Raw genomic sequence first — 18,675 nt, 5'->3', positions numbered from 1 at the left:
GATCCTCGCGGTTGGAGCTTTCGGCTTTCGGCGGGAGACGAGCATCAGGCCGGGGGCGGCAGGAAATTGACCTCGTGCTCGGCGGCACGCCGAACGACTTCCTGCGGATCGGGCAGGTTGTGGATGCGCTCGAACAGCTCCTTGAGCGATCGCGTCGGCGCAACCCAGAACAGGCTGGTCGCGGTTTCGCCGGACTTGTTGAAGATGCCGTGGGGAATGCCTTTGGGCATGCGCACGAGGTCCCCGGCGGTCGCCACCAAGTCCTTGCCGTCGAGCCAGAGATCGTAGCGGCCGCTCAGCACGTAGACGAACTCGTCCTGGGTCGGATGAACGTGCGGCGGCACGAAGGTGCCGCGGGGGAACACGGCATGCCAGGCCATCGACGCCTCGGAGTGCTGCTTGAGCGTGTATGTCTGGCCCAGAATGTTCCAGACGATGTTCCCAAAACCGTCCTTGGTAGGGGTTACGCCCGGCGGCATCTCGATCATGGTGGTGTCCTCTGTGTCTGAGCTACTAGGCAAGAAAATCGGTGACGTGGTGCGCAGCGGAGGGCGTTTCCTCGAACACAAGATGTCCGGTATCCGGCACCAGCGTCACGCGCGCATCGGGCAGCCCCGCCTTCCAGGCTTCGGCTTGCGCCGTTGGTCGCAGGCGATCCGAGGCGCCCCACAAGACGAGCGTCGGCATTGTGATCCGGTGCAGCCAGTGCGCGAGCTTCGGATTTCCTTGTGGATCGTTGCGGATCAGCTTGGCGAAGCCGGTCACTTCGCGCCCGAGGCGGGCATCGAATGCAGGATCCGGCGACTTGGGAAAGTAACGGAGCGCGTTTGAAGGATCGTTCGCGAGATAGGCCGGCAGATCCTGTGGCGCGATTTCGAACAGGCCAGGGGCCGGCGCGCTCGCAACCACAAGGCCGGCGGGCGCGACCAGCACCAGCTTGCGGACGCGATGCGGCTGGCGGATGGCGAACTCGGCGGCGAGCCACCCGCCGAGCGAAAATCCGGCAAGATCGAACGTCGCCAGTCCCAGCTTGTCGAGCAAGTCCGTGGTCTGGAGGACATGATCCTCGATCGTATCGATCCAGACCGCATCGCCGGAGTCGCCGAAACCGGCCTGATAGGGAATGATGACGGTGTGCCGCTTCGCCCAGTCGCGCGCCATCTCAAAGCCGGTAAACGTTCCGGTACCGTGCAGGAACACCAGCGGGGGGCCGCTTCCGATGGTGTGAACGACGGTGCGCACGCCGTTGATGTCGTATTCCGCGCGAGCAAAGCCGGTGAGGTCGGGCGAGGGTTTGGCGGTCTCAAGCATGATGGATGTCTCCGGTTGAAGGCAGCCTGTCTGGGCACCGCAGCGGAAGAGGGGTCATGCGGCGTTGGCCCGGCGGTCGCCGACGAGCGCTGCGAATTGTTCCACGGCGTTGGCGAGGCGAGCGGCAATCATCGGCGCCAGGGGTCTGTCCGACGCCAGTTCGTCGCTGCTCGCATAGATCGCGGTCGACACCGTGCAGGCCTCGAAGAACCCGAACAATGGACGCAGCTGATGCTCGACCACCAGCGAGTGGCGCAGTCCGCCGCCGACCGCTGTCAGCAGCACCGGGCGATTGCGCAGCACGCCGGGCTTGATCAGGTCAAAGACATGCTTGAACAAGCCGGGATACGAGCCCTGGAACACCGGGCAACCGATCACCAGGCCATCGGCATGCTCGATCGCCTCGACGAGGTCGCGCGCGCGGTCGTCGAGCCCGTTGCGGGTAAACGCGGCGATGCCTTGGCCGGCATCGACGAGGTCGAGGATGTCGGTCTTGAGCGCGTGTTGTGTCAGGAGATCGGCCGCAACGGCTTCAACGAGCACGCGCGATTTTGCCGGGCGCCAGCTGTTGCCGCAGAAGCCAACGATGCGGGATCCGTTCACGCCGACTCTCCTGCGCGCTCAGCCAGTCACCCCGAACACTGTCCATTGCGCGTCCGGCCCGGGAAGGCCGAGCAGCGCACGACCGCATTCCTCGACGATCTGGTCGGCCATCAGGATGTGCTGGGTGCCTGAGTGGATGTCGCGATAGAAGCGCTGCATCGGCGTGTTGTGAAGCGAGGCGCCCCGGGCTGCACGGTGCGCGAAGGTCGAGACGTCGGACAGGACGTCGTGGATGTGGCGCAGCGACAGCTTGATCATCGTCATCTGCGCCAGCGAGGGACTTTCGCCGTCGGCGCAGGTCTCCGAGACCTCCTTCCAGGTTTCGTGTACCAGCGCACGTGCCGCGCGAAAACGAGCCTCGGCCTGCGCGAACTGGAACTTGAAGCTGGCGCTCTCGCACGACTTGCCGAAGGGATCCTGGCGCGGGACGATGACCTTCACGAGTTCGTCGAGCATGCGGCGGCCGACCCCGACTGCCCAGCTCGAGTGCGACCAGGCGCTATAGCCCGCGAGCCCCAGCGCGCCCTGCACCCCGCCGCGACGCGGCGCGCCGATGTCGAAATCGTAGGTCATGTGTGTCGGCACGAACAGCTCGTCGCCCTCGCTGAGCGTGTAGTCGAAGCTTCCGGTGGCGCGCAGGCCGAGCACGTCCCAATTGCCCATCAGCTTGATGGTTGCCCGCGGATGGTGGGTGACGACGATCTTGGGCTGTCCGTTGGGACCGAACACCATGTCCTTGCCGGAGGCGTCGGTGACGAAGCAGCCGGAATGGACCCATTCGGCGTGCTGGATGCCGCTGCCATAGGCCCAGTTGCCGCGGATCATGTAGCCGCCATCGACCGGACGGGCGAAGCCCCGCGGGACGCCGTTGCCGGCGATGGTGATGTCGGCGCCTTTTGCGAAGACCTTCTTGATGCCCTCGTCCTCGACGTAGATCGCGAGCGTCGTGCCTTCCATGTTGTTGCCGATCGCACACCATCCGGCGGATGCATGCGTATAGGCAAGGCGCTCGATCACGGTCATGGCGTCGTATGGCAGAAGCTCTGCGCCACCGACCTCGCGGGGAAACAGCATCGTGTAGATGCCGGCCTTGCGAAGCGCGGCGACGACGTCGTCGGTGAGATAGCCCTGCGCCTCGGCGTCGGCCGCGCGGGACTCGACCAGCGGCAGCACGGCGTCGAGGCGCGCGTGGAACTCGGCCACTGACGGCGTCGTGGAAGGCCTGGCGGCGCGTTGCATGGAAAGGCTCATGGTCGGTATCTCCACGTCAAGCTGTTGCTCCGCCGCGCGATCGGCGGGAAGGATCGGGACCGCGGGAACGGCGTCCGTCGGCAAAGCTCTGCCGTCGCGCGCCAAGGCCGTTGGCGCGCGGGTGAGCACAGTTCGCGATGGTGACGTGACCCCGTCGGAACCGCGTGATGTCGTCACGCGATCACGATGGGCGAATGCTAGGGATGAAGCGGGCAGACCGGCAATCCCCCATCATGGGGGGATCGCCGTTGCTGCTGTGCCGTAAAGCTGAGCCGGAGAAGCACGGTTCTGCCGCTTCTTTTCGCTTGACCGGAGAACGGGCGAAGAAGAAGTTTTAAGCCTATAACAAAACGGAATGGCGCACGTCGCGCGAGGAGTGGCGGTGAGGGCCGAGCAGGAGCAGTTGGACGGTCTGCCCGAAGGCCGGCTGGCGGATCGTTTGATGTCGATCGCCGAGAGCCGTTCGGTGCGTGCGCTTGGCGTGGCCTGTTGCTCAGCCATCACCGAACTCACGGGATCGCCGACTGTCGGCCTCTATCTGCTCGACGGGCTCGAGCCTGCCCTGGTCTACAGCCGCTACGTCGCCGACGGCCTGCTCGACAATTACAAGGCCGGATTCTGGAAGCACGACCCCGTGCTCGACTGCATCATGACCCGCGGCTGCGCGGTCGACGGCGAAACCGTGATCGGCCCGCAGCAATGGCGGCACAGCCCGAGCTTCGAGATGCTGCATGAATGGGGCTTCGCCTACAATATGGGTGGGCCGCTGTGGTGCGGCCGGAAGATCATCGGCGTGCTCTTCACTGCGACGACGGAGACGGGCGCACCCTATACGCCGCGGGCACGATTGCGCATGGAGATGCTATGCCGCGCCGGCTCGCTGGCGCTGACCAACATGATGAATGCGGGCGAGCTGCAAGCCGATCGTAGCCCGGGCCGTCAGCCCCAGACGGCCGGGATGCTGTCGGCATCGCTGCCGCCGCGCTCGGCGGATGTCGCCATCCGGGTTTGCCGTGGCCAGACCAACAAGGAGATCGCCCGCGAAATGGGGATTTCCGACCAGACCGTGAAGGAGCACGTCGCGAATCTGTGCCGGCGCTTCGGCGTGCACAACCGGACCGAACTTGCAGCCTGCCTTCTCAGCGCGCGGCAGTAAAGCCGCCGACTGCAGCGGGCGTTCGGCCTCCGGATCGATAAAATTGTCTGCTATCCGTTCAGCGGCGGCAAACCCAGCGGACAAGAACCGCTGAGTCTTAAACCTCGATTTTGGAACCGATCTGCATCCTGCCCGCAAAAGGGCAGGGCATCGGCATGTCAATTCTTAGGGAGATCATCGCAGCGGTCGCGGGAGTCTACGCGCTCCTGTTCGTCTGCGACGCATTGTTCGGCGTCGGCGAGGCACGCTTCGACGACTCATATTACCGCGCCAGCTTCTACGCGCCGCGGCCGATGGAATTCCGCTTCGCCGGTGATACGCCGCCGGCGGTGCGCGTCAGCGACGCCTTCGCGCAGTTCGCGCCGGGCGAAGCCAAGCCGAACAGGCGCTACTCGTCTCTGACGACGATCATCCGATGACGCAGCCTCATTCTCCCTGAATCCATTCGGCGACGCCGCGCCACAGGGTGTCGCGGTGATCGGGGCGGAAGAAGCCGAAATGGCCGATCGCCTTGGCGCCGACGTCGGACGGTTTGACGTCGAGCACCTCCGGCCTGATCGCCGTGAATCCGCTCGTGAGCAACTCGACCGCAGGCCGCGTGGCCCAGGGATCGTCGGAGAAGCACAGCGCGCGCAGCTCGCCCTTGAACCTCGCAAAGTTCTCCAGCGCCGGCAGTCTGGAATCGAAGAGGTAGCGGGGGCTCGAGACCCATTCGGCCCATTGCAGGAAGACGCCCTTGGGCAAATCCTCGCCGACGCCGGCCCAGCCCGGCGCGTAGCCCAGCGCGTGGGCCAGCGGTACCCCAATCAGGTTCATGAAGGCGACGACGCGGTATTTTTCCGGGGAGGTCATCAATCGCCACGTCGCAGCCTGCGAGGCCACGAACGCGGCGCGCGAGATTTCGCTGTTGTTCGCAATCAGTCCGAGCGCCTGGCCGCCGAAGGAATGGCCGACATAGGCAAGCGGCAGGGTGTTGTAGCGCTCGCGCATCCAGCTGACCGCGGCGGTGACGTCGAGTTCGGCCCAGTCGGACATCGAGGCCTTGAAGCCGGCCAGCGATTTGGGCCGGTTGTAGCCGACCATCGCCGGCAGCCGGGAGTCCCCGATGCCGCGATAGTCGTAGGTCAGCACCGCGCAGCCGCGATGGGCGAGGTAGGAGGCAAAGCCGCGATAGATCTTGCGTGGCACGGCGGTCGCCGAATTGATCAGGACGGCATGGCGCTTGGCGCCGCGCGGCAGGAACAGGGTGCCGGTCAGCGCATAGCCGTCGGTCGCGGGGAAGCTGATCTCGTCGATGAAAACGTCGTCCAGCGCCGCGTCCATGGGCGGTTTGTGTCCTGCCGGTTTCTTGCCGGCGCCAAACAAATGCGAATTCGGCTTTGGCCGCAAGGGTTTGCGGTACGAAATGGATTTACAACTGGCGGTCGGAAGCCAGCCTGTGTATAAGGCGGCCCTCGCAACCCACAGATCAGGTTGTGCTTTTTGCTTCACGGAGAGATTGCAATGTCCGAGCGATGGACGCCCGAGTCCTGGCGCAGCAAGCCGGTGCTACAGGTGCCCGAATATCCCGACGCCAAGGCTTTGGCCGACGTCGAGGCGCAGCTTGCGACCTTTCCGCCGCTGGTGTTCGCCGGCGAGGCGCGCAATCTTAAGAGGGCCCTGGGGCGCGTTGCGGCCGGCGACGCCTTCCTGCTCCAGGGCGGTGACTGTGCCGAGAGCTTCGCCGAGCACGGCGCCAACAACATCCGCGACTTCTTCCGCGTGCTGCTGCAGATGGCGGTGGTGCTGACCTATGCCGGCGCAGTCCCCGTGGTGAAGGTCGGCCGCATTGCCGGCCAATTCGCAAAGCCGCGGTCATCGCCGACCGAGAAGGTGAACGGCGTCGAGCTGCCGAGCTATCGCGGCGACATCGTCAACGACATCGCCTTCACCAGGGAAGCGCGCGTGCCGGATCCGCAGCGCCAGCTGATGGCCTATCGGCAGTCGGCGGCGACGCTGAACCTGCTCCGCGCCTTCGCCACCGGCGGCTTCGCCAATCTCGGCAGCGTGCATCAATGGATGCTCGGCTTCCTGAAGGACTCGCCGCAGTCCCGCCGCTACAAGGAATTGGCCGACCGCATCTCGGACGCGCTCAACTTCATGCGCGCTTGCGGCCTCGATCTCGAAAGCCATCCCGAGCTGCGTGCCACCGATTTCTACACCAGTCACGAGGCGCTGCTGCTCGGCTACGAGCAGGCCATGACCCGCGTCGATTCCACGACCGGCGACTGGTACGCGACCTCGGGCCACATGATCTGGATCGGCGACCGCACCCGCCAGCTCGATCACGGCCATGTCGAGTATTTCCGCGGCATCAAGAACCCGATCGGGCTCAAATGCGGCCCCTCGCTGAAGGCCGACGAGCTCTTGAAGCTGATCGACGTGCTCAATCCCGACAACGAGCCGGGCCGGTTGACGCTGATCGGCCGCTTCGGCTCGGATAAGATCGGCGAGCACCTGCCGAACATGATCCGCGCCGTGAAGCGCGAGGGCCGGGTGGTGGTCTGGTCGTGCGATCCCATGCATGGCAACACCATCACCTCCACGTCGGGCTACAAGACGCGGCCGTTCGACCGCATCCTGTCCGAGGTGAAGTCGTTCTTCGCGATCCACGCGGCCGAAGGCACCCACGCCGGCGGCGTGCATCTGGAGATGACCGGCCAGAACGTCACCGAGTGTCTCGGCGGCGCCCGCGCGATCACGGACGAGGACCTCAACGACCGCTACCACACGGTCTGCGATCCCCGTCTCAATGCCGAGCAATCCATCGACATGGCTTTCCTGATCGCGGAGCTCCTCAAGCAGGAGCGCGCCGGCAAGGCCCAGCCGATTCCGGCCGCTGCGGGGCTCTGAAACCTTGCTGCGGATCTGGAAGGCCACGATCAATTCCCGGAACGGTCTGGCCTTTGCGTTCCGATCGGAGCAGGCCGTCCGCGAGGAGATCTTTGCGCTCCTGCTGTCGGTGCCGCTCGCCTGGTTCATCGGCGCGACCGCGATGCGCGCGGTCGAGCTGGTCTGTTCCGTCGCCTTCGTTCTGGTCGTCGAGCTGCTCAACACCGCGATCGAGAAGCTCGCCGATCGGCTGACGATGGACCACGACAAGCAGATCGGGCGCGTCAAGGACATGGGCTCGGCCGCGGTCGGCGTTGCGCTGCTGATGGCAGGCGCGTTCTGGATCATCGCCATCATCGAGCGATTGGGGTTCCTGTAGCTCGCGGAGAAGGTCCATTGCGCGTGGATGTCCGAGGTCTCTTCACCTTCGATGCAATTCGACCTCTCCCTTCGGGAGAGGTGCCGGAGAGAGCTCGATGACCGAACGTCTCAATGAATTCGCGGTCACGCTCGCCCAGCTCAACCCGACCCTGGGCGATATCGAGGGCAATGCCGCCAAGGCGCGTGCCGCGCGTGCGCAGGCCAAGTCCGATGGCGCCGATCTCGTGCTGTTTCCGGAATTGTTCATCGCCGGCTATCCGCCGGAGGACCTGGTGCAGAAGCCGGCCTTCCAGGCCGCGTGCCGCGCCGCGATCGAAAGCCTCGCGCGCGAAACCGCGGACGGTGGTCCGGCCATGCTGGTCGGCACGCCCTGGGTCGAGGAGGGCAGGCTCTACAATGCCTGCGCGCTGCTCGACGGCGGCCGCATCGCGAGCTTGCGCTTCAAGTGCAACCTGCCGAACTACGGCGTGTTCGACGAGAAGCGGCTGTTTGCGCGCGGCCCTGCCGCAGGGCCCGTCATCGTGCGCGGTGTGCGCATCGGTGTGCCGATTTGCGAGGACATCTGGCTGGAGGAGTCCGAGGATTACGAGAACGTGGTCGAGACGCTGGCGGAGACCGGCGCCGAGATCATCCTCGTGCCGAACGGCTCGCCCTATGCCCGGGACAAGAATGACGTGCGCCTGTCGGTCGCGGTCGCGCGCGTGACCGAGAGCGGACTTCCGCTGGTCTACCTGAACCAGGCTTGCGGCCAGGACGAGCTGGTGTTCGACGGCGCCTCCTTTGCGCTCAACGGCGATCTCTCGCTTGCGGCGCAACTGCCGGCCTTCGAGGAGAGCGTCGTCACTCTGCGATTCACCCGTAACGGCGACGACTGGCGCTGCACCGGCCCGATCGCCGAACTGCCCGAGGGCGACAAGGCCGACTACGCCGCCTGCGTGCTGGGCTTGCGCGACTATGTCACCAAGAACGGCTTTCCCGGCGTGCTGCTCGGGATTTCCGGCGGCATCGATTCCGCTCTGTGCGCGGCGATCGCGGTCGACGCGCTCGGCGCCGACCAGGTGCATGGCGTGATGCTGCCCTATCGCTACACCGCGCCACATTCGATCGCCGATGCCGGCGAGCTCGCCGGCCATCTCGGCATCCGCTACGAGGTTTTGCCGATCGCCGAAGCTGTGAACGGCTTCGATGCCATCCTGTCCGGCATCTTCAAGAATCTGCCGCCTGATATCACCGAAGAGAATCTCCAGGCCCGCACCCGCGGCACGCTGCTGATGGCGATCTCCAACAAGACCGGCCTGATGGTGGTGACGACGGGCAACAAGTCGGAAATGTCGGTCGGCTACGCCACGCTCTATGGCGACATGAACGGCGGCTTCAACCCGATCAAGGACATCTACAAGACGCAGGTGTTTCGCCTCGCGGCGCTGCGCAATAGCTGGAAGCCGGAAGGCGCGCTCGGCCCTGCAGGCGAGGTCATCCCGCCCGACATCATCACGCGCCCGCCGACAGCGGAGCTGCGCGAGAACCAGACCGACCAGGACACGCTGCCGCCCTATGACGTGCTCGACGCCATCCTGGAGCGCCTGGTCGAACGCGAGCAGCCGCTGGAGCAGATCATCGCCGCCGGCTTCGACCGCGAGGTCGTCACCCGCATCGACCATCTCCTCAACGTCGCCGAATACAAGCGCCGCCAGGCCGCGCCGGGCGTGAAGGTGACGGCGAGGAACTTCGGCCGTGACCGCCGCTATCCCATCACCAACCGTTTTCGCGACAAGGGCGAGGGGGTGTCCGCGCCTGACGAGACGCTGGTGTCGCGCGGGAGCCAGGCGTCGATCGACGCGTTCGAGGGGTAGGATTGGATTGTCGTGGCCGCGAGCGAGATGGGCATTATTGCGCCCTCGCCCCTTGCGGGAGAGGGCAGCACCGCCGCCGCAACGAACTCGGTCGGGTGAGGGGTTGTCTCCGCGAGCTCTCATGTCCACGTGTGAGCGCGGAGAGAGACCCTCATCCGGCGCTTCGCGCCACCTTCTCCCACAAGGGGAGAAGGAACGCTCGAGCCGAGGGACCTGACCTCATCGAAACGTGATTACTTCTGCTGTTGCGGCAGGAAGGTCGGGCCGACGGAGCGGATCGGCTTGTTCTCGGAGCTCGCAGCGGTGCCTGTATCCGCGGGCGGTGCCGCGGCCGGCGCATTCGCCGTCGTCGGAGCGGGAGCTGCGCCCTTCTTCGCGTTCGCAGGCGTGCCCTTGTTGAGCCGCTGCTGCTGCATCTTCCTGGCGCTCTCTTCGGTGACGATGATGTCGCCCTGCTGCTCGGCCGCGGCCTTGTCGTCGGCCGATTTCAGCGCGTCCGCCCAGGTCTGGCCCGCCGCCTTGCAGGAGCAGGACGGGTTGAACTCGCTGCGGAATTTGAAGGCGGTCGGCAGCGCGGTGTAGGGCTGGCCACCGATGGAGACCGCCGAATTCATGTCTTCACCGGGATTGCGATGGGTGTAGAGCACGGCTTCGGCAGCCGGGCACAGCGCCTTGCAGGTCTTCTCGTCGTCGGGGAAGCGCGCCGGAACGGTGGCAAAGGAGATCGGGAAATAGGCGCCGTCGCAGGTGCGCACGCAGACGGTGCGGTAGGTGCCGGATTGCGGCCCGAGATCGGAGGGCGGCACGGCCTGCGGATTGTTCGGGTTGTTGCCGCCGCCGAACAGATTGGTCAGGAAGTTGCCGCCGCCTTGTGACTGCGCGGCATTGGCATATTGCGGGCCGCAATTGTTCTGCGCCAGTGCCATCAGCACCGAGCGACGCTGGTTGTCGCGCTCCGGGCTGGAGCCGCCGGGACCGCCGCCGCGCAGCCGCTCGAGATTGACGGTGATCTGGTCCAGATTGGCGCGCATCTGCTGGATCTGGGTGTTGACCGGGCCGCATTGCGCCGACTGGCCGTTGAACAGCGAGAAGAAGCCGGAGGAATCGCAGCCCATGCGCTTGGCCTGCATGGTGACGCGGTCTAGCTCGGCCTGCTGCTTGGCCTGGGAATCCTGATAGCGGCGGATCTGCTCTTCGCGCGCGGGGTCACCGCCGCCGCCACGATCGAGCGCGGCGAGCTGGCCCTCCAGCCGCACGCACATCGGGTTCGGTCCCAGCCCGTTCTGGCCGGGCTGAGGCGGCGGCCCGGGCGGTCCGGCCTGCGCGAAAGCGCCGGTGGCGAGCACGACCGCGCTCAGGAGCACGGTGCAGGCAAGGGAGAAGCGGGCACGGGGCAGGGACAACAATTCAGGCATATCCGCCATTCTAGCGAGGTCACGGCCCAATGTGACGTTCCAAGTGACTCTTGGGGGGCCGAAGCGCGCCCTCCAATAGCCGCTTCCTGCGGCATCGTCACGTCGTTTCAGGGGCCAATGATTGGGCCTAAGGTCCGCCAGCTCCGAGCGAATTCAGCGCTGGCAGGTGATTGCGACAAATTCGTTGCAACGGCCATGAGAGCAGTTTGCGCCGGTTTTGGGGACAGAGCCGGTAATTTCGTCGGGATCGACCAGGCGATAGCTTGATGCCTGGGCAAAATCTCGTGACTGGCAATAGGTGCGCGCGAGGGAGGCGCCGCAGGTCTCGCCCTTGGCCAGGCACTGGCCGCTGCCATAGCCATCCGCCTGATTGGCGATAATGAAGACGCGGGTCTCGGCGAACGCGCTGGATGCCGCAAGGATCGAGGCGCTGAAAATGAGCGCGAGTGCAGATCGCATGAAAATACCGGGGCAAAAAAAGAAGGAACCGCCGGTTCCAGAATGGCCTCAAATGGTTAGGGGATCGTGAACCATCAGGGCGAGCCGTGCGCTTTGCGGAGATAAAAACGGCGTTTTCGCGGCTCTCTTGACGTGGGGCCGCCTCATAGCCCATATGTCGCCCATGAACGGTCTCCTCGCCATCTGCGCCATTTGCCGCGAGATTACGAGCTAGCGATTCGCTGGCTGGAGCCGTCTTTTCTCAAATGCATTGAGAGCCTTGGACGCCCGGCCGAGAGGGATGGGTTGCCATGGAATTGCGTCTTTACGATACGCTGAGCCGGGAAAAGCGGACCTTTGTGCCGCTCGATGCGAACAACGTCCGCATGTATGTCTGCGGACCGACCGTCTATGACTTCGCCCATATCGGCAATGCGCGGCCGGTGATCGTGTTCGACGTGCTGTTTCGGCTGCTGCGTCACCTCTACGGCGAAGCGCATGTCAAATATGTCCGCAACATCACCGACGTCGACGACAAGATCAACGACCGCGCCGCGCGGGATTTCCCCGGCCTGCCGCTGAACGAGGCCATTCGCAAGGTCACCGAACAGACCGGCAGGCAGTTTCATGCCGACGTCGATGCGCTTGGTTGCTTGCGGCCGACCGTCGAGCCGCGTGCGACCGAGCATATCGGCGAGATGCGCGAGATCATCGAGCGGCTGGTCGCCGGTGGCTTTGCCTACGTCGCCGAGGACCATGTGCTGTTCTCGCCGCAGGCGATGAACGCCGCCAACTCGGTGCTGCCGCGCTACGGCGCGCTGTCCAACCGCTCGCTGGACGAGATGATCGCCGGCGCCCGCGTCGATGTCGCGCCTTACAAGAAGGACAACACCGACTTCGTGTTGTGGAAGCCGTCCAAGCCCGGCGAGCCCTCATGGCCGTCGCCGGCCGGCATCGCCGCGCAGGGCCGCCCCGGCTGGCATATCGAGTGCTCGGCCATGGCCTGGAAGCATCTCGGCGAGCATTTCGACATTCACGGCGGCGGCATCGATCTCGTGTTTCCGCATCACGAGAACGAGGTGGCGCAGACCTGCTGCGCCTTCCACCGCGAGCGCATGGCGAACACCTGGATGCACAACGGTTTCCTCCAGGTCGAGGGCGAGAAGATGTCGAAGAGCCTCGGCAACTTCATCACCATCCATGAGCTGCTGGCGGACTGGCCGGGCGAGGTGCTTCGGCTGAACATGCTGAAGACGCAGTATCGTTCGCCGATCGACTGGACCATGAAGTCGCTGGAGGAGAGCGCCAAGACGCTCGATGACTGGTATCGCGTCGCGGCCGATGTCGCGCCCGGCAAGCCGGCCGCGTCCGTGATCGAGCCGCTGCTCGATGACCTCAACACGCCGCAGGCGATCGCGGCGCTGCACGGCCTGCGTGGCGATGCCGCTGCATTGTCGGGCTCGTTGCGGCTGCTCGGATTCCTGGCCGAGAGCGCGGCGCAATGGGAAGGGCGCAAGCAGCAGGCGAGCGGCGTCGATGCCACGGAAATCGAGCGCCTGATCGCGGAGCGGACGGCCGCCCGTAGCCGCAAGGACTTCAGGGAATCCGACCGCATCCGCGATCTGCTCGCCGCGATGGGCGTTGCGATCAAGGACTCCAAGGAAGGCACGACCTGGGAGATCGCGCGATGAAGCGGCCCGACACGCCTTTCCCGCGGCACTGGCTCTATTACATCGCGCTGAAGATCGCGCTGCTCGCCGGCGCCCTGGCGCTGGTGCTCAAGCTCTATGGGATGTGGTGAAGACGATGGGACAGAGTTTGCCAAAGCCCGCCCTGCGGCCCTTCCTGCCTGACGACCTGCCGGTGCTCGCTGCGATCTTCACCGCCAGCATCGAGGAACTAACCGGCGATGACTATAGCGAGGCGCAACAGGAAGCCTGGATGCAGGCGGCTGAAGACGAAGAGTTCGGCAAGCAGCTTGCGTCCGACCTGACCCTGATCGCGACGCTCGAGGGCTCGCCGGTCGGCTTCGCATCGCTGCGCGGCAACGATCACATCCGCATGCTCTACGTTCATCCGGCCGTGGCAGGGCAGGGTATCGCGACCATGCTGGTCGACGCGCTGGAGAAGCTCGCAGGCAGCCGCGGTGCGGCGAGCCTCTCGGTCGATGCCAGCGACACCGCGCAGGGCTTCTTTGCCAAGCGCGGCTATACCGCCCAGCAGCGCAACAGCGTCACCATCAACGACGAATGGCTCGCCAACACGACCATGAAGAAGACGCTGGGAGCGCCGCAATGAGCAAGGAGCTTGTTCACCAGGCGCGAGCCTCTCTCCGCTCCCTCCCCCCTTGTGGGGGAGAGTTGGGGAGGGGGGTAGCCTCGCGCTCAGACCGCCCGTGTGGCACCCCCCTCCCGGCGTCACTGCGTGACGCCGACCTCCCCCACAAGGGGGGAGGTAACAAGAACGGACGCTCGCGATGAGCTCGGCAAAGAAAGAGCGCCTCTATCTGTTCGACACCACGCTGCGCGACGGCGCGCAGACCAACGGCGTCGATTTCACGCTGGCCGACAAGCAGGTCATCGCGGCGATGCTCGATGATCTCGGCATCGACTATGTCGAGGGGGGCTATCCCGGCGCCAATCCGCTCGACAGCGAATTCTTCGCGACCAAGCCGAAGCTCAATCATGCGCGATTCACCGCGTTCGGCATGACGCGGCGGGCCGGGCGGTCGGTCTCGAACGATCCTGGCGTCGCCGGGCTGCTGGAGGCGAAGGCGGACGCGATCTGCTTCGTGGCAAAATCCTCGGCCTATCAGGTGCGCGTCGCGCTGGAGACGACGAAGGAGGAGAACCTCGCCTCGATCCGCGACAGCGTCGCAGCCGCGAAGGCCGCCGGTCGCGAGGTGATGCTCGACTGCGAACACTTCTTCGACGGCTACAAGGAAGACCCGAGCTTCGCGCTGGCCTGCGCCAAGGCGGCCTATGAGGCGGGCGCGCGCTGGGTGGTGCTGTGCGACACCAACGGCGGCACCATGCCTGATGAGATCGAGGCCATCGTCACCGAGGTGACGAAGCACATCCCCGGTGATCACGTCGGCATCCACGCCCATAACGACACCGAGCAGGCGGTGGCCAATTCGCTGGCCGCGGTGCGCGCCGGCGCGCGGCAGATCCAGGGCACACTGAACGGTCTCGGCGAGCGCTGCGGCAATGCCAATCTCTGCTCGCTGATCCCGACGCTGAAATTGAAGAAGGAGTTTTCCGACGCGTTCGAGATCGGCGTCACCGCGGAGAAGCTCGCAACGCTCGTCAAGGTCTCGCGCACGCTCGACGACATGCTCAACCGCGTGCCGAACCGGCATGCCGCCTATGTCGGCGAGAGCGCCTTCGTCACCAAGACCGGCATCCATGCCTCCGCCGTGCTGAAGGATCCGCAGACCTACGAGCATGTGTTGCCGGAGCTGGTCGGCAACCACCGCAAGGTGCTGGTGTCCGATCAGGCCGGCCGCTCCAATGTCATCGCCGAGCTCGATCGCGCCGGCATCCCTTACGAGAAGAGCGATCCGAAGCTGACGCGCCTCGTCGAGGAGTTGAAGGCGCGCGAGGCGGCGGGCTATGCCTACGAATCCGCCAATGCGTCGTTCGAGCTCCTGGCGCGCCGCACGCTCGGCAAGGTGCCGCATTATTTCGAGGTCGAGCAGTTCGACGTCAATGTCGAGCAGCGCTACAACGCGCTGGGGGAGCGGGTCACCGTGGCGCTCGCGGTGGTCAAGGTCGACGTCGCCGGCGAGCATCTGATCTCGGCGGCCGAAGGCAACGGCCCCGTCAATGCGCTCGACGTTGCCCTGCGCAAGGACCTCGGCAAGTACCAGAAATACATCGAGGGCCTGACGCTGATCGACTATCGCGTCCGTATCCTCAACGGCGGCACCGGCGCGGTCACGCGCGTCCTGATCGAGAGCGAGGACGAGAACGGCGAGCGCTGGACCACGGTCGGCGTCTCCCCGAACATCATCGACGCCTCGTTCCAGGCGTTGATGGATTCGGTGATCTACAAGCTCGTGAAATCGGGTGCGCCGGCGTAAGAAAGATGTAGCCCGGATGAGCGAAGCGATATCCGGGACGGTATATGCCGCACCGATAGACTTTCCCGGATGTCGCTTCGCTCATCCGGGCTACGAGCGATAGGGGACGGGCAGGACCATGATCGACCACATCTCCGTCGGGGTCAGCGATCTCGAACGCGCCGCAAGATTCTACGAGGCGACGCTCGGATCGCTCGGCCTCACGCGCCTCGTCACGCGGCCGCGGACAGTCGGTTTCGGCAAGGCCTATCCGGAGTTCTGGATCAATTTGCGCGAGGCGATGCCGCCCGTAGCCCCGGAGAGCGGCGTGCACATCTGCCTGCGGGCGAGAACCACGGCCGAGGTCGATGCGTTTCACGCCGCAGCGCTGTCGGCCGGCGGTGGCTCCGACGGCGCGCCCGGCATTCGCCCGCACGACCGCGTGCGCTACTACGCAGCCTTCGTCACCGATCCCGACGGCAACCGGATCGAGGCTGTGACGTTTCCGGCAGAGTAGGGCCTTACAGCTTGCGCGCCATTTCCGGGGCGAGCTGCTTTTCCGCTTCGGCCAGCTGGGCAACTGCCGCCTTCAGCTTCGGCAGAATGTCCTCGACGCGATCGGCCTTGAGGACGTCGATCGAAAGGCCCGCGCGGATGAACTCGGTCTGACGCATGTGCGACAGCAGCGAGAACAGCGGCTCCCAGAAATTGTCGATGTTGGCAAGCAGCACGGGCTTGGCGTGACGGCCGAGCTGCTTCCAGGTCATCTGCTCGACCAGCTCCTCCAGCGTGCCGACGCCGCCCGGCAGCGCCACGAAGGCGTCGGAGCGTTCGAACATCAAGCGCTTGCGCTCGTGCATGTCGGGAGTGACGATCATCTCCTGCACGCGCGTCAGCGCGTTTTCGCGCATCCGCAGGAAGTCGGGAATGATGCCGGTGACGGTGCCGCCGTGGTCGAGCACGGAGGTCGCGACCGCGCCCATCAGGCCGAGCGAGCCGCCGCCATAGACCAAGCGGATGTTGTTCTCGGCGAGCGCCTTGCCGAACGCCTTGGCGCCTTCGGCGAAGCGGGGATTGGTTCCAGGGCCGGAGCCGCAATAGACGCAGACGGTTTTGATCGTGCTCATTGGTGCCATGATGCATTGCAGCGAACAGGCGTCAAGCCCAATCGGTGATTCGATACTCCCGGGAATCTACCGGTAAATGACGATAAACAATCAAAGATTCGCCATCTGGCGGGGTGCGCGGGCATCGGGAAGGCTCTATATGACGGACGAAAATCGTTAATCGCAGTTTCGCCCGCATCCGGCGGGCTTTCAGGTTTCTTGATGGACCGACCTCAATCGTTCGACGGCGCCGACGTTCCTGATCCTTCCGCCGGAGGACCGCTGGAGCGGGCCACGCTGATGGGCACGCTGGCGCATCTGTGGCCCTATATCTGGCCGGGCGATCGCTCCGATCTGAAGATGCGGGTGGTCTGGTCCCTGGTGCTGCTGCTCGCCGCCAAGCTGATCACGCTGGCCGTGCCGTTCAGCTTCAAATGGGCGACGGATGCACTGACCGGCGCCAACACCGCGCCGGTGCAGGCCGACAACTGGCATCTCTGGGTGATCGCCTCGCCGCTGTTGCTCACCGCGAGCTACGGCGCGATGCGCATCCTGATGGCGGTGCTGACGCAGTGGCGCGACGGGATCTTCGCCCGTGTCGCCATGCATGCGGTGCGCAAGCTCGCCACCATCACCTTCATTCACATGCACGAGCTGTCGCTGCGCTTTCACCTCGAGCGCAAGACCGGCGGCCTGACGCGCGTGCTCGAGCGCGGCCGCGAGGGCATCGAGGTCATCGTGCGCATGGTGATCCTGCAGCTGATCCCGACAATCGTCGAGGTCTCGCTGCTGATGGCGGTGCTGCTCTGGCAGTTCGACTGGCGTTACGTGGTCGTGACCCTGATCACGGTCATGCTCTACATGTACTACACCTACATCGCGACCGAGTGGCGGATCGGCATCCGTCGCAAGATGAACGATTCCGACACCGAGGCGAACACCAAGGCGATCGACTCGCTGCTCAATTACGAGACCGTCAAATATTTCAGTGCCGAGGCGCGCGAGGCGCAGCGCTATGACAAATCGGTGGAGCGCTACGAGGAGGCGAGCGTCCGCACCTATACTTCGCTCGCGGTGCTCAACACCGGCCAGGCCGTGATCTTCACGCTGGGCCTGACCGCGACCATGCTGATGTGCGCGATCGGCGTGCGCAACGGCACCAACACCGTCGGCGATTTCGTGCTGGTCAACGCGATGATGATCCAGCTCTACCAGCCCCTGAACTTCATGGGCATGGTCTATCGCGAGATCAAGCAGGCGATCATCGACATCGAGAAGATGTTCAATGTGCTGGGCCGCGAGGCCGAGATCAAGGATGCGCCTGGCGCGAAGCCGCTGGTCATCTCCGCCGGCATCGTGCGCTTCGAGGACGTGCGCTTTGCCTATGAGCCGTCGCGCCCGATCCTGAAGGGCATCAGCTTCGAGGTGCCGGCCGGCAAGACCGTCGCCATCGTCGGCCCGTCGGGCGCAGGCAAGTCGACCATCTCGCGGCTGCTGTTCCGCCTGTATGACGTCTCCGGCGGCAAGATCCTGATCGACGGCCAGGACATCCGCGACGTCACGCAGGCGAGCTTGCGGGCATCGATCGGCATGGTGCCGCAGGACACCGTGCTGTTCAACGACACCATCCGCTACAACATCCGCTACGGCCGCTGGGATGCGCCCGATACCGAAGTCGAGGAGGCGGCGCGACTGGCTCAGATCGACCACTTCATCCGCATGGCGCCGAAGGGCTACGACACCCAGGTCGGCGAGCGCGGCCTGAAGCTGTCGGGCGGCGAGAAGCAGCGCGTCGCGATCGCGCGTACGGTTCTCAAGGCGCCGCCGATCCTGGTGCTGGACGAGGCGACCTCGGCGCTCGACACCCACACCGAGCACGAGATCCAGGGTGCGCTCGACCGCGTGGCGAAGAACCGCACCTCGCTGGTGATCGCGCACCGGCTTTCGACCATCGTCGGCGCCGACGAGATCATCGTGCTGGACCAGGGCCGCATCGCCGAGCGCGGCACCCACGCCAAACTGCTCGCGCAGGGCGGCCTCTATGCCAGCATGTGGAACAGGCAGCGCGAGGCCGAGGCGGCACGCGAGAAACTGGCCAAGATGGCCGACACCAGCGCGGCGCCCAACCGGGAGCCGCCGCCGGTCGATGACATCCTGACGACGCCTGCAGCGGTCGACTGACCTTGTCTCCGGTCCCAACTCTGGCCTAAACAAGCGCGCGCGACGA

18 protein-coding genes are annotated in these 18,675 nt (G+C 65.2%); 10 read left to right on the top strand and 8 right to left on the bottom strand.

The genetic code is table 11. The features are described from left to right. Positions 1-44: 44 nt before the first annotated feature. Genes AC1RQP_RS06395 through AC1RQP_RS06380 form a run of 4 tightly spaced genes read right to left on the bottom strand, consistent with a single transcriptional unit; the run spans position 45 to position 3,165 of the window. Complete coding sequence (locus AC1RQP_RS06395) at positions 45-488, bottom strand: cupin domain-containing protein (protein WP_492936283.1); 444 nt, start codon at positions 486-488, stop codon at positions 45-47. A gap of 25 nt (positions 489-513) precedes the next feature. Further along, on the bottom strand, positions 514-1,311 hold the full coding sequence (locus AC1RQP_RS06390) for an alpha/beta fold hydrolase (protein ID WP_492936282.1): 798 nt from the start codon (positions 1,309-1,311) through the stop codon (positions 514-516). 54 nt (positions 1,312-1,365) lie between these two features. Next, entirely contained in the window at positions 1,366-1,914 is a 549-nt protein-coding gene (locus tag AC1RQP_RS06385; protein WP_239623032.1) for an NAD(P)H-dependent oxidoreductase, read from the bottom strand. Between the two features lie 18 nt (positions 1,915-1,932). After that, on the bottom strand, positions 1,933-3,165 hold the full coding sequence (locus AC1RQP_RS06380; protein WP_492936281.1) for an acyl-CoA dehydrogenase family protein: 1,233 nt from the start codon (positions 3,163-3,165) through the stop codon (positions 1,933-1,935). Between the two features lie 382 nt (positions 3,166-3,547). On the opposite strand from AC1RQP_RS06380, the gene AC1RQP_RS06375 reads away from it, so the two are divergent. Together AC1RQP_RS06375 and AC1RQP_RS06370 are read left to right on the top strand one after the other, a co-directional pair. Then, on the top strand, positions 3,548-4,321 hold the full coding sequence (locus AC1RQP_RS06375; RefSeq protein WP_492936280.1) for a response regulator transcription factor: 774 nt from the start codon (positions 3,548-3,550) through the stop codon (positions 4,319-4,321). Between the two features lie 155 nt (positions 4,322-4,476). Then, positions 4,477-4,740: a hypothetical protein gene (locus AC1RQP_RS06370; RefSeq protein WP_492936279.1), complete on the top strand. Its 264-nt coding sequence runs from the start codon at positions 4,477-4,479 to the stop codon at positions 4,738-4,740. Between the two features lie 7 nt (positions 4,741-4,747). Here AC1RQP_RS06370 and AC1RQP_RS06365 read toward each other — a convergent pair whose 3' ends face one another. After that, positions 4,748-5,644, bottom strand: a complete 897-nt coding sequence (locus AC1RQP_RS06365) for an alpha/beta hydrolase family protein (protein WP_492936278.1) — start codon at positions 5,642-5,644, stop codon at positions 4,748-4,750. Positions 5,645-5,824: 180 nt separating this feature from the next. On the opposite strand from AC1RQP_RS06365, the gene AC1RQP_RS06360 reads away from it, so the two are divergent. The 3 genes from AC1RQP_RS06360 to AC1RQP_RS06350 all read left to right on the top strand — a co-directional run bounded on the left by AC1RQP_RS06360 (position 5,825) and on the right by AC1RQP_RS06350 (position 9,426). Further along, positions 5,825-7,213, top strand: a complete 1,389-nt coding sequence (locus AC1RQP_RS06360) for a class II 3-deoxy-7-phosphoheptulonate synthase (RefSeq protein ID WP_492936277.1) — start codon at positions 5,825-5,827, stop codon at positions 7,211-7,213. Between the two features lie 4 nt (positions 7,214-7,217). Then, positions 7,218-7,571: a diacylglycerol kinase gene (locus tag AC1RQP_RS06355; RefSeq protein WP_028179961.1), complete on the top strand. Its 354-nt coding sequence runs from the start codon at positions 7,218-7,220 to the stop codon at positions 7,569-7,571. A gap of 97 nt (positions 7,572-7,668) precedes the next feature. Continuing rightward, on the top strand, positions 7,669-9,426 hold the full coding sequence (locus AC1RQP_RS06350) for an NAD+ synthase (protein ID WP_492936276.1): 1,758 nt from the start codon (positions 7,669-7,671) through the stop codon (positions 9,424-9,426). A 233-nt stretch (positions 9,427-9,659) separates the two neighbouring features. Here the strand turns inward: AC1RQP_RS06350 and AC1RQP_RS06345 are convergent, their stop codons facing one another. Both AC1RQP_RS06345 and AC1RQP_RS06340 read right to left on the bottom strand, forming a co-directional pair. Next, the gene (locus tag AC1RQP_RS06345; RefSeq protein ID WP_492936275.1) at positions 9,660-10,850 is read right to left on the bottom strand and encodes a DUF2865 domain-containing protein; all 1,191 of its coding nucleotides are present in this window, start codon (positions 10,848-10,850) and stop codon (positions 9,660-9,662) included. 144 nt (positions 10,851-10,994) lie between these two features. After that, the gene (locus tag AC1RQP_RS06340; RefSeq protein ID WP_492936274.1) at positions 10,995-11,300 is read right to left on the bottom strand and encodes a hypothetical protein; all 306 of its coding nucleotides are present in this window, start codon (positions 11,298-11,300) and stop codon (positions 10,995-10,997) included. A gap of 290 nt (positions 11,301-11,590) precedes the next feature. Here AC1RQP_RS06340 and cysS point away from each other — a divergent pair, with 290 nt between their 5' ends. The 4 genes from cysS to AC1RQP_RS06320 all read left to right on the top strand — a co-directional run bounded on the left by cysS (position 11,591) and on the right by AC1RQP_RS06320 (position 15,859). After that, positions 11,591-12,970: a cysteine--tRNA ligase gene (cysS, locus tag AC1RQP_RS06335; protein WP_492936273.1), complete on the top strand. Its 1,380-nt coding sequence runs from the start codon at positions 11,591-11,593 to the stop codon at positions 12,968-12,970. A 115-nt stretch (positions 12,971-13,085) separates the two neighbouring features. Continuing rightward, on the top strand, positions 13,086-13,577 hold the full coding sequence (locus AC1RQP_RS06330; protein WP_239623042.1) for a GNAT family N-acetyltransferase: 492 nt from the start codon (positions 13,086-13,088) through the stop codon (positions 13,575-13,577). Between the two features lie 178 nt (positions 13,578-13,755). Beyond that, on the top strand, positions 13,756-15,363 hold the full coding sequence (gene cimA / locus AC1RQP_RS06325; RefSeq protein WP_492936272.1) for a citramalate synthase: 1,608 nt from the start codon (positions 13,756-13,758) through the stop codon (positions 15,361-15,363). Positions 15,364-15,481: 118 nt separating this feature from the next. Further along, a complete protein-coding gene (locus AC1RQP_RS06320; RefSeq protein WP_492936271.1) occupies positions 15,482-15,859 on the top strand; it encodes a VOC family protein in 378 nt (125 codons plus the stop codon). Between the two features lie 4 nt (positions 15,860-15,863). Here the strand turns inward: AC1RQP_RS06320 and AC1RQP_RS06315 are convergent, their stop codons facing one another. Beyond that, positions 15,864-16,469: an LOG family protein gene (locus AC1RQP_RS06315; protein WP_028179969.1), complete on the bottom strand. Its 606-nt coding sequence runs from the start codon at positions 16,467-16,469 to the stop codon at positions 15,864-15,866. Positions 16,470-16,670: 201 nt separating this feature from the next. Here AC1RQP_RS06315 and AC1RQP_RS06310 point away from each other — a divergent pair, with 201 nt between their 5' ends. Continuing rightward, positions 16,671-18,629, top strand: coding sequence for an ABCB family ABC transporter ATP-binding protein/permease (locus AC1RQP_RS06310; RefSeq protein ID WP_492936270.1), 1,959 nt, complete (start codon positions 16,671-16,673; stop codon positions 18,627-18,629). Positions 18,630-18,675: the final 46 nt, after the last annotated feature.

The sequence above is a fragment of the Bradyrhizobium sp. GW821-FHT13H06 genome (genome assembly GCF_058803975.1).
This window is presented reverse-complemented; position numbering and strand designations above follow the sequence as displayed.

Excerpts from the sequence above, each read along its gene's own strand:
- AC1RQP_RS06395 (WP_492936283.1), bottom strand. The coding sequence starts at position 488 with ATGATCGAGATGCCGCCGGGCGTAACCCCTACCAAGGACGGTTTTGGG.
- AC1RQP_RS06390 (WP_492936282.1), bottom strand. The coding sequence starts at position 1,311 with ATGCTTGAGACCGCCAAACCCTCGCCCGACCTCACCGGCTTTGCTCGC.
- AC1RQP_RS06380 (WP_492936281.1), bottom strand. The coding sequence starts at position 3,165 with ATGAGCCTTTCCATGCAACGCGCCGCCAGGCCTTCCACGACGCCGTCA.
- AC1RQP_RS06370 (WP_492936279.1), top strand. The coding sequence starts at position 4,477 with ATGTCAATTCTTAGGGAGATCATCGCAGCGGTCGCGGGAGTCTACGCG.
- AC1RQP_RS06365 (WP_492936278.1), bottom strand. The coding sequence starts at position 5,644 with ATGGACGCGGCGCTGGACGACGTTTTCATCGACGAGATCAGCTTCCCC.
- AC1RQP_RS06360 (WP_492936277.1), top strand. The coding sequence starts at position 5,825 with ATGTCCGAGCGATGGACGCCCGAGTCCTGGCGCAGCAAGCCGGTGCTA.
- AC1RQP_RS06350 (WP_492936276.1), top strand. The coding sequence starts at position 7,669 with ATGACCGAACGTCTCAATGAATTCGCGGTCACGCTCGCCCAGCTCAAC.
- AC1RQP_RS06345 (WP_492936275.1), bottom strand. The coding sequence starts at position 10,850 with ATGGCGGATATGCCTGAATTGTTGTCCCTGCCCCGTGCCCGCTTCTCC.
- AC1RQP_RS06340 (WP_492936274.1), bottom strand. The coding sequence starts at position 11,300 with ATGCGATCTGCACTCGCGCTCATTTTCAGCGCCTCGATCCTTGCGGCA.
- cysS (WP_492936273.1), top strand. The coding sequence starts at position 11,591 with ATGGAATTGCGTCTTTACGATACGCTGAGCCGGGAAAAGCGGACCTTT.
- AC1RQP_RS06330 (WP_239623042.1), top strand. The coding sequence starts at position 13,086 with ATGGGACAGAGTTTGCCAAAGCCCGCCCTGCGGCCCTTCCTGCCTGAC.
- cimA (WP_492936272.1), top strand. The coding sequence starts at position 13,756 with ATGAGCTCGGCAAAGAAAGAGCGCCTCTATCTGTTCGACACCACGCTG.
- AC1RQP_RS06320 (WP_492936271.1), top strand. The coding sequence starts at position 15,482 with ATGATCGACCACATCTCCGTCGGGGTCAGCGATCTCGAACGCGCCGCA.
- AC1RQP_RS06315 (WP_028179969.1), bottom strand. The coding sequence starts at position 16,469 with ATGAGCACGATCAAAACCGTCTGCGTCTATTGCGGCTCCGGCCCTGGA.
- AC1RQP_RS06310 (WP_492936270.1), top strand. The coding sequence starts at position 16,671 with ATGGACCGACCTCAATCGTTCGACGGCGCCGACGTTCCTGATCCTTCC.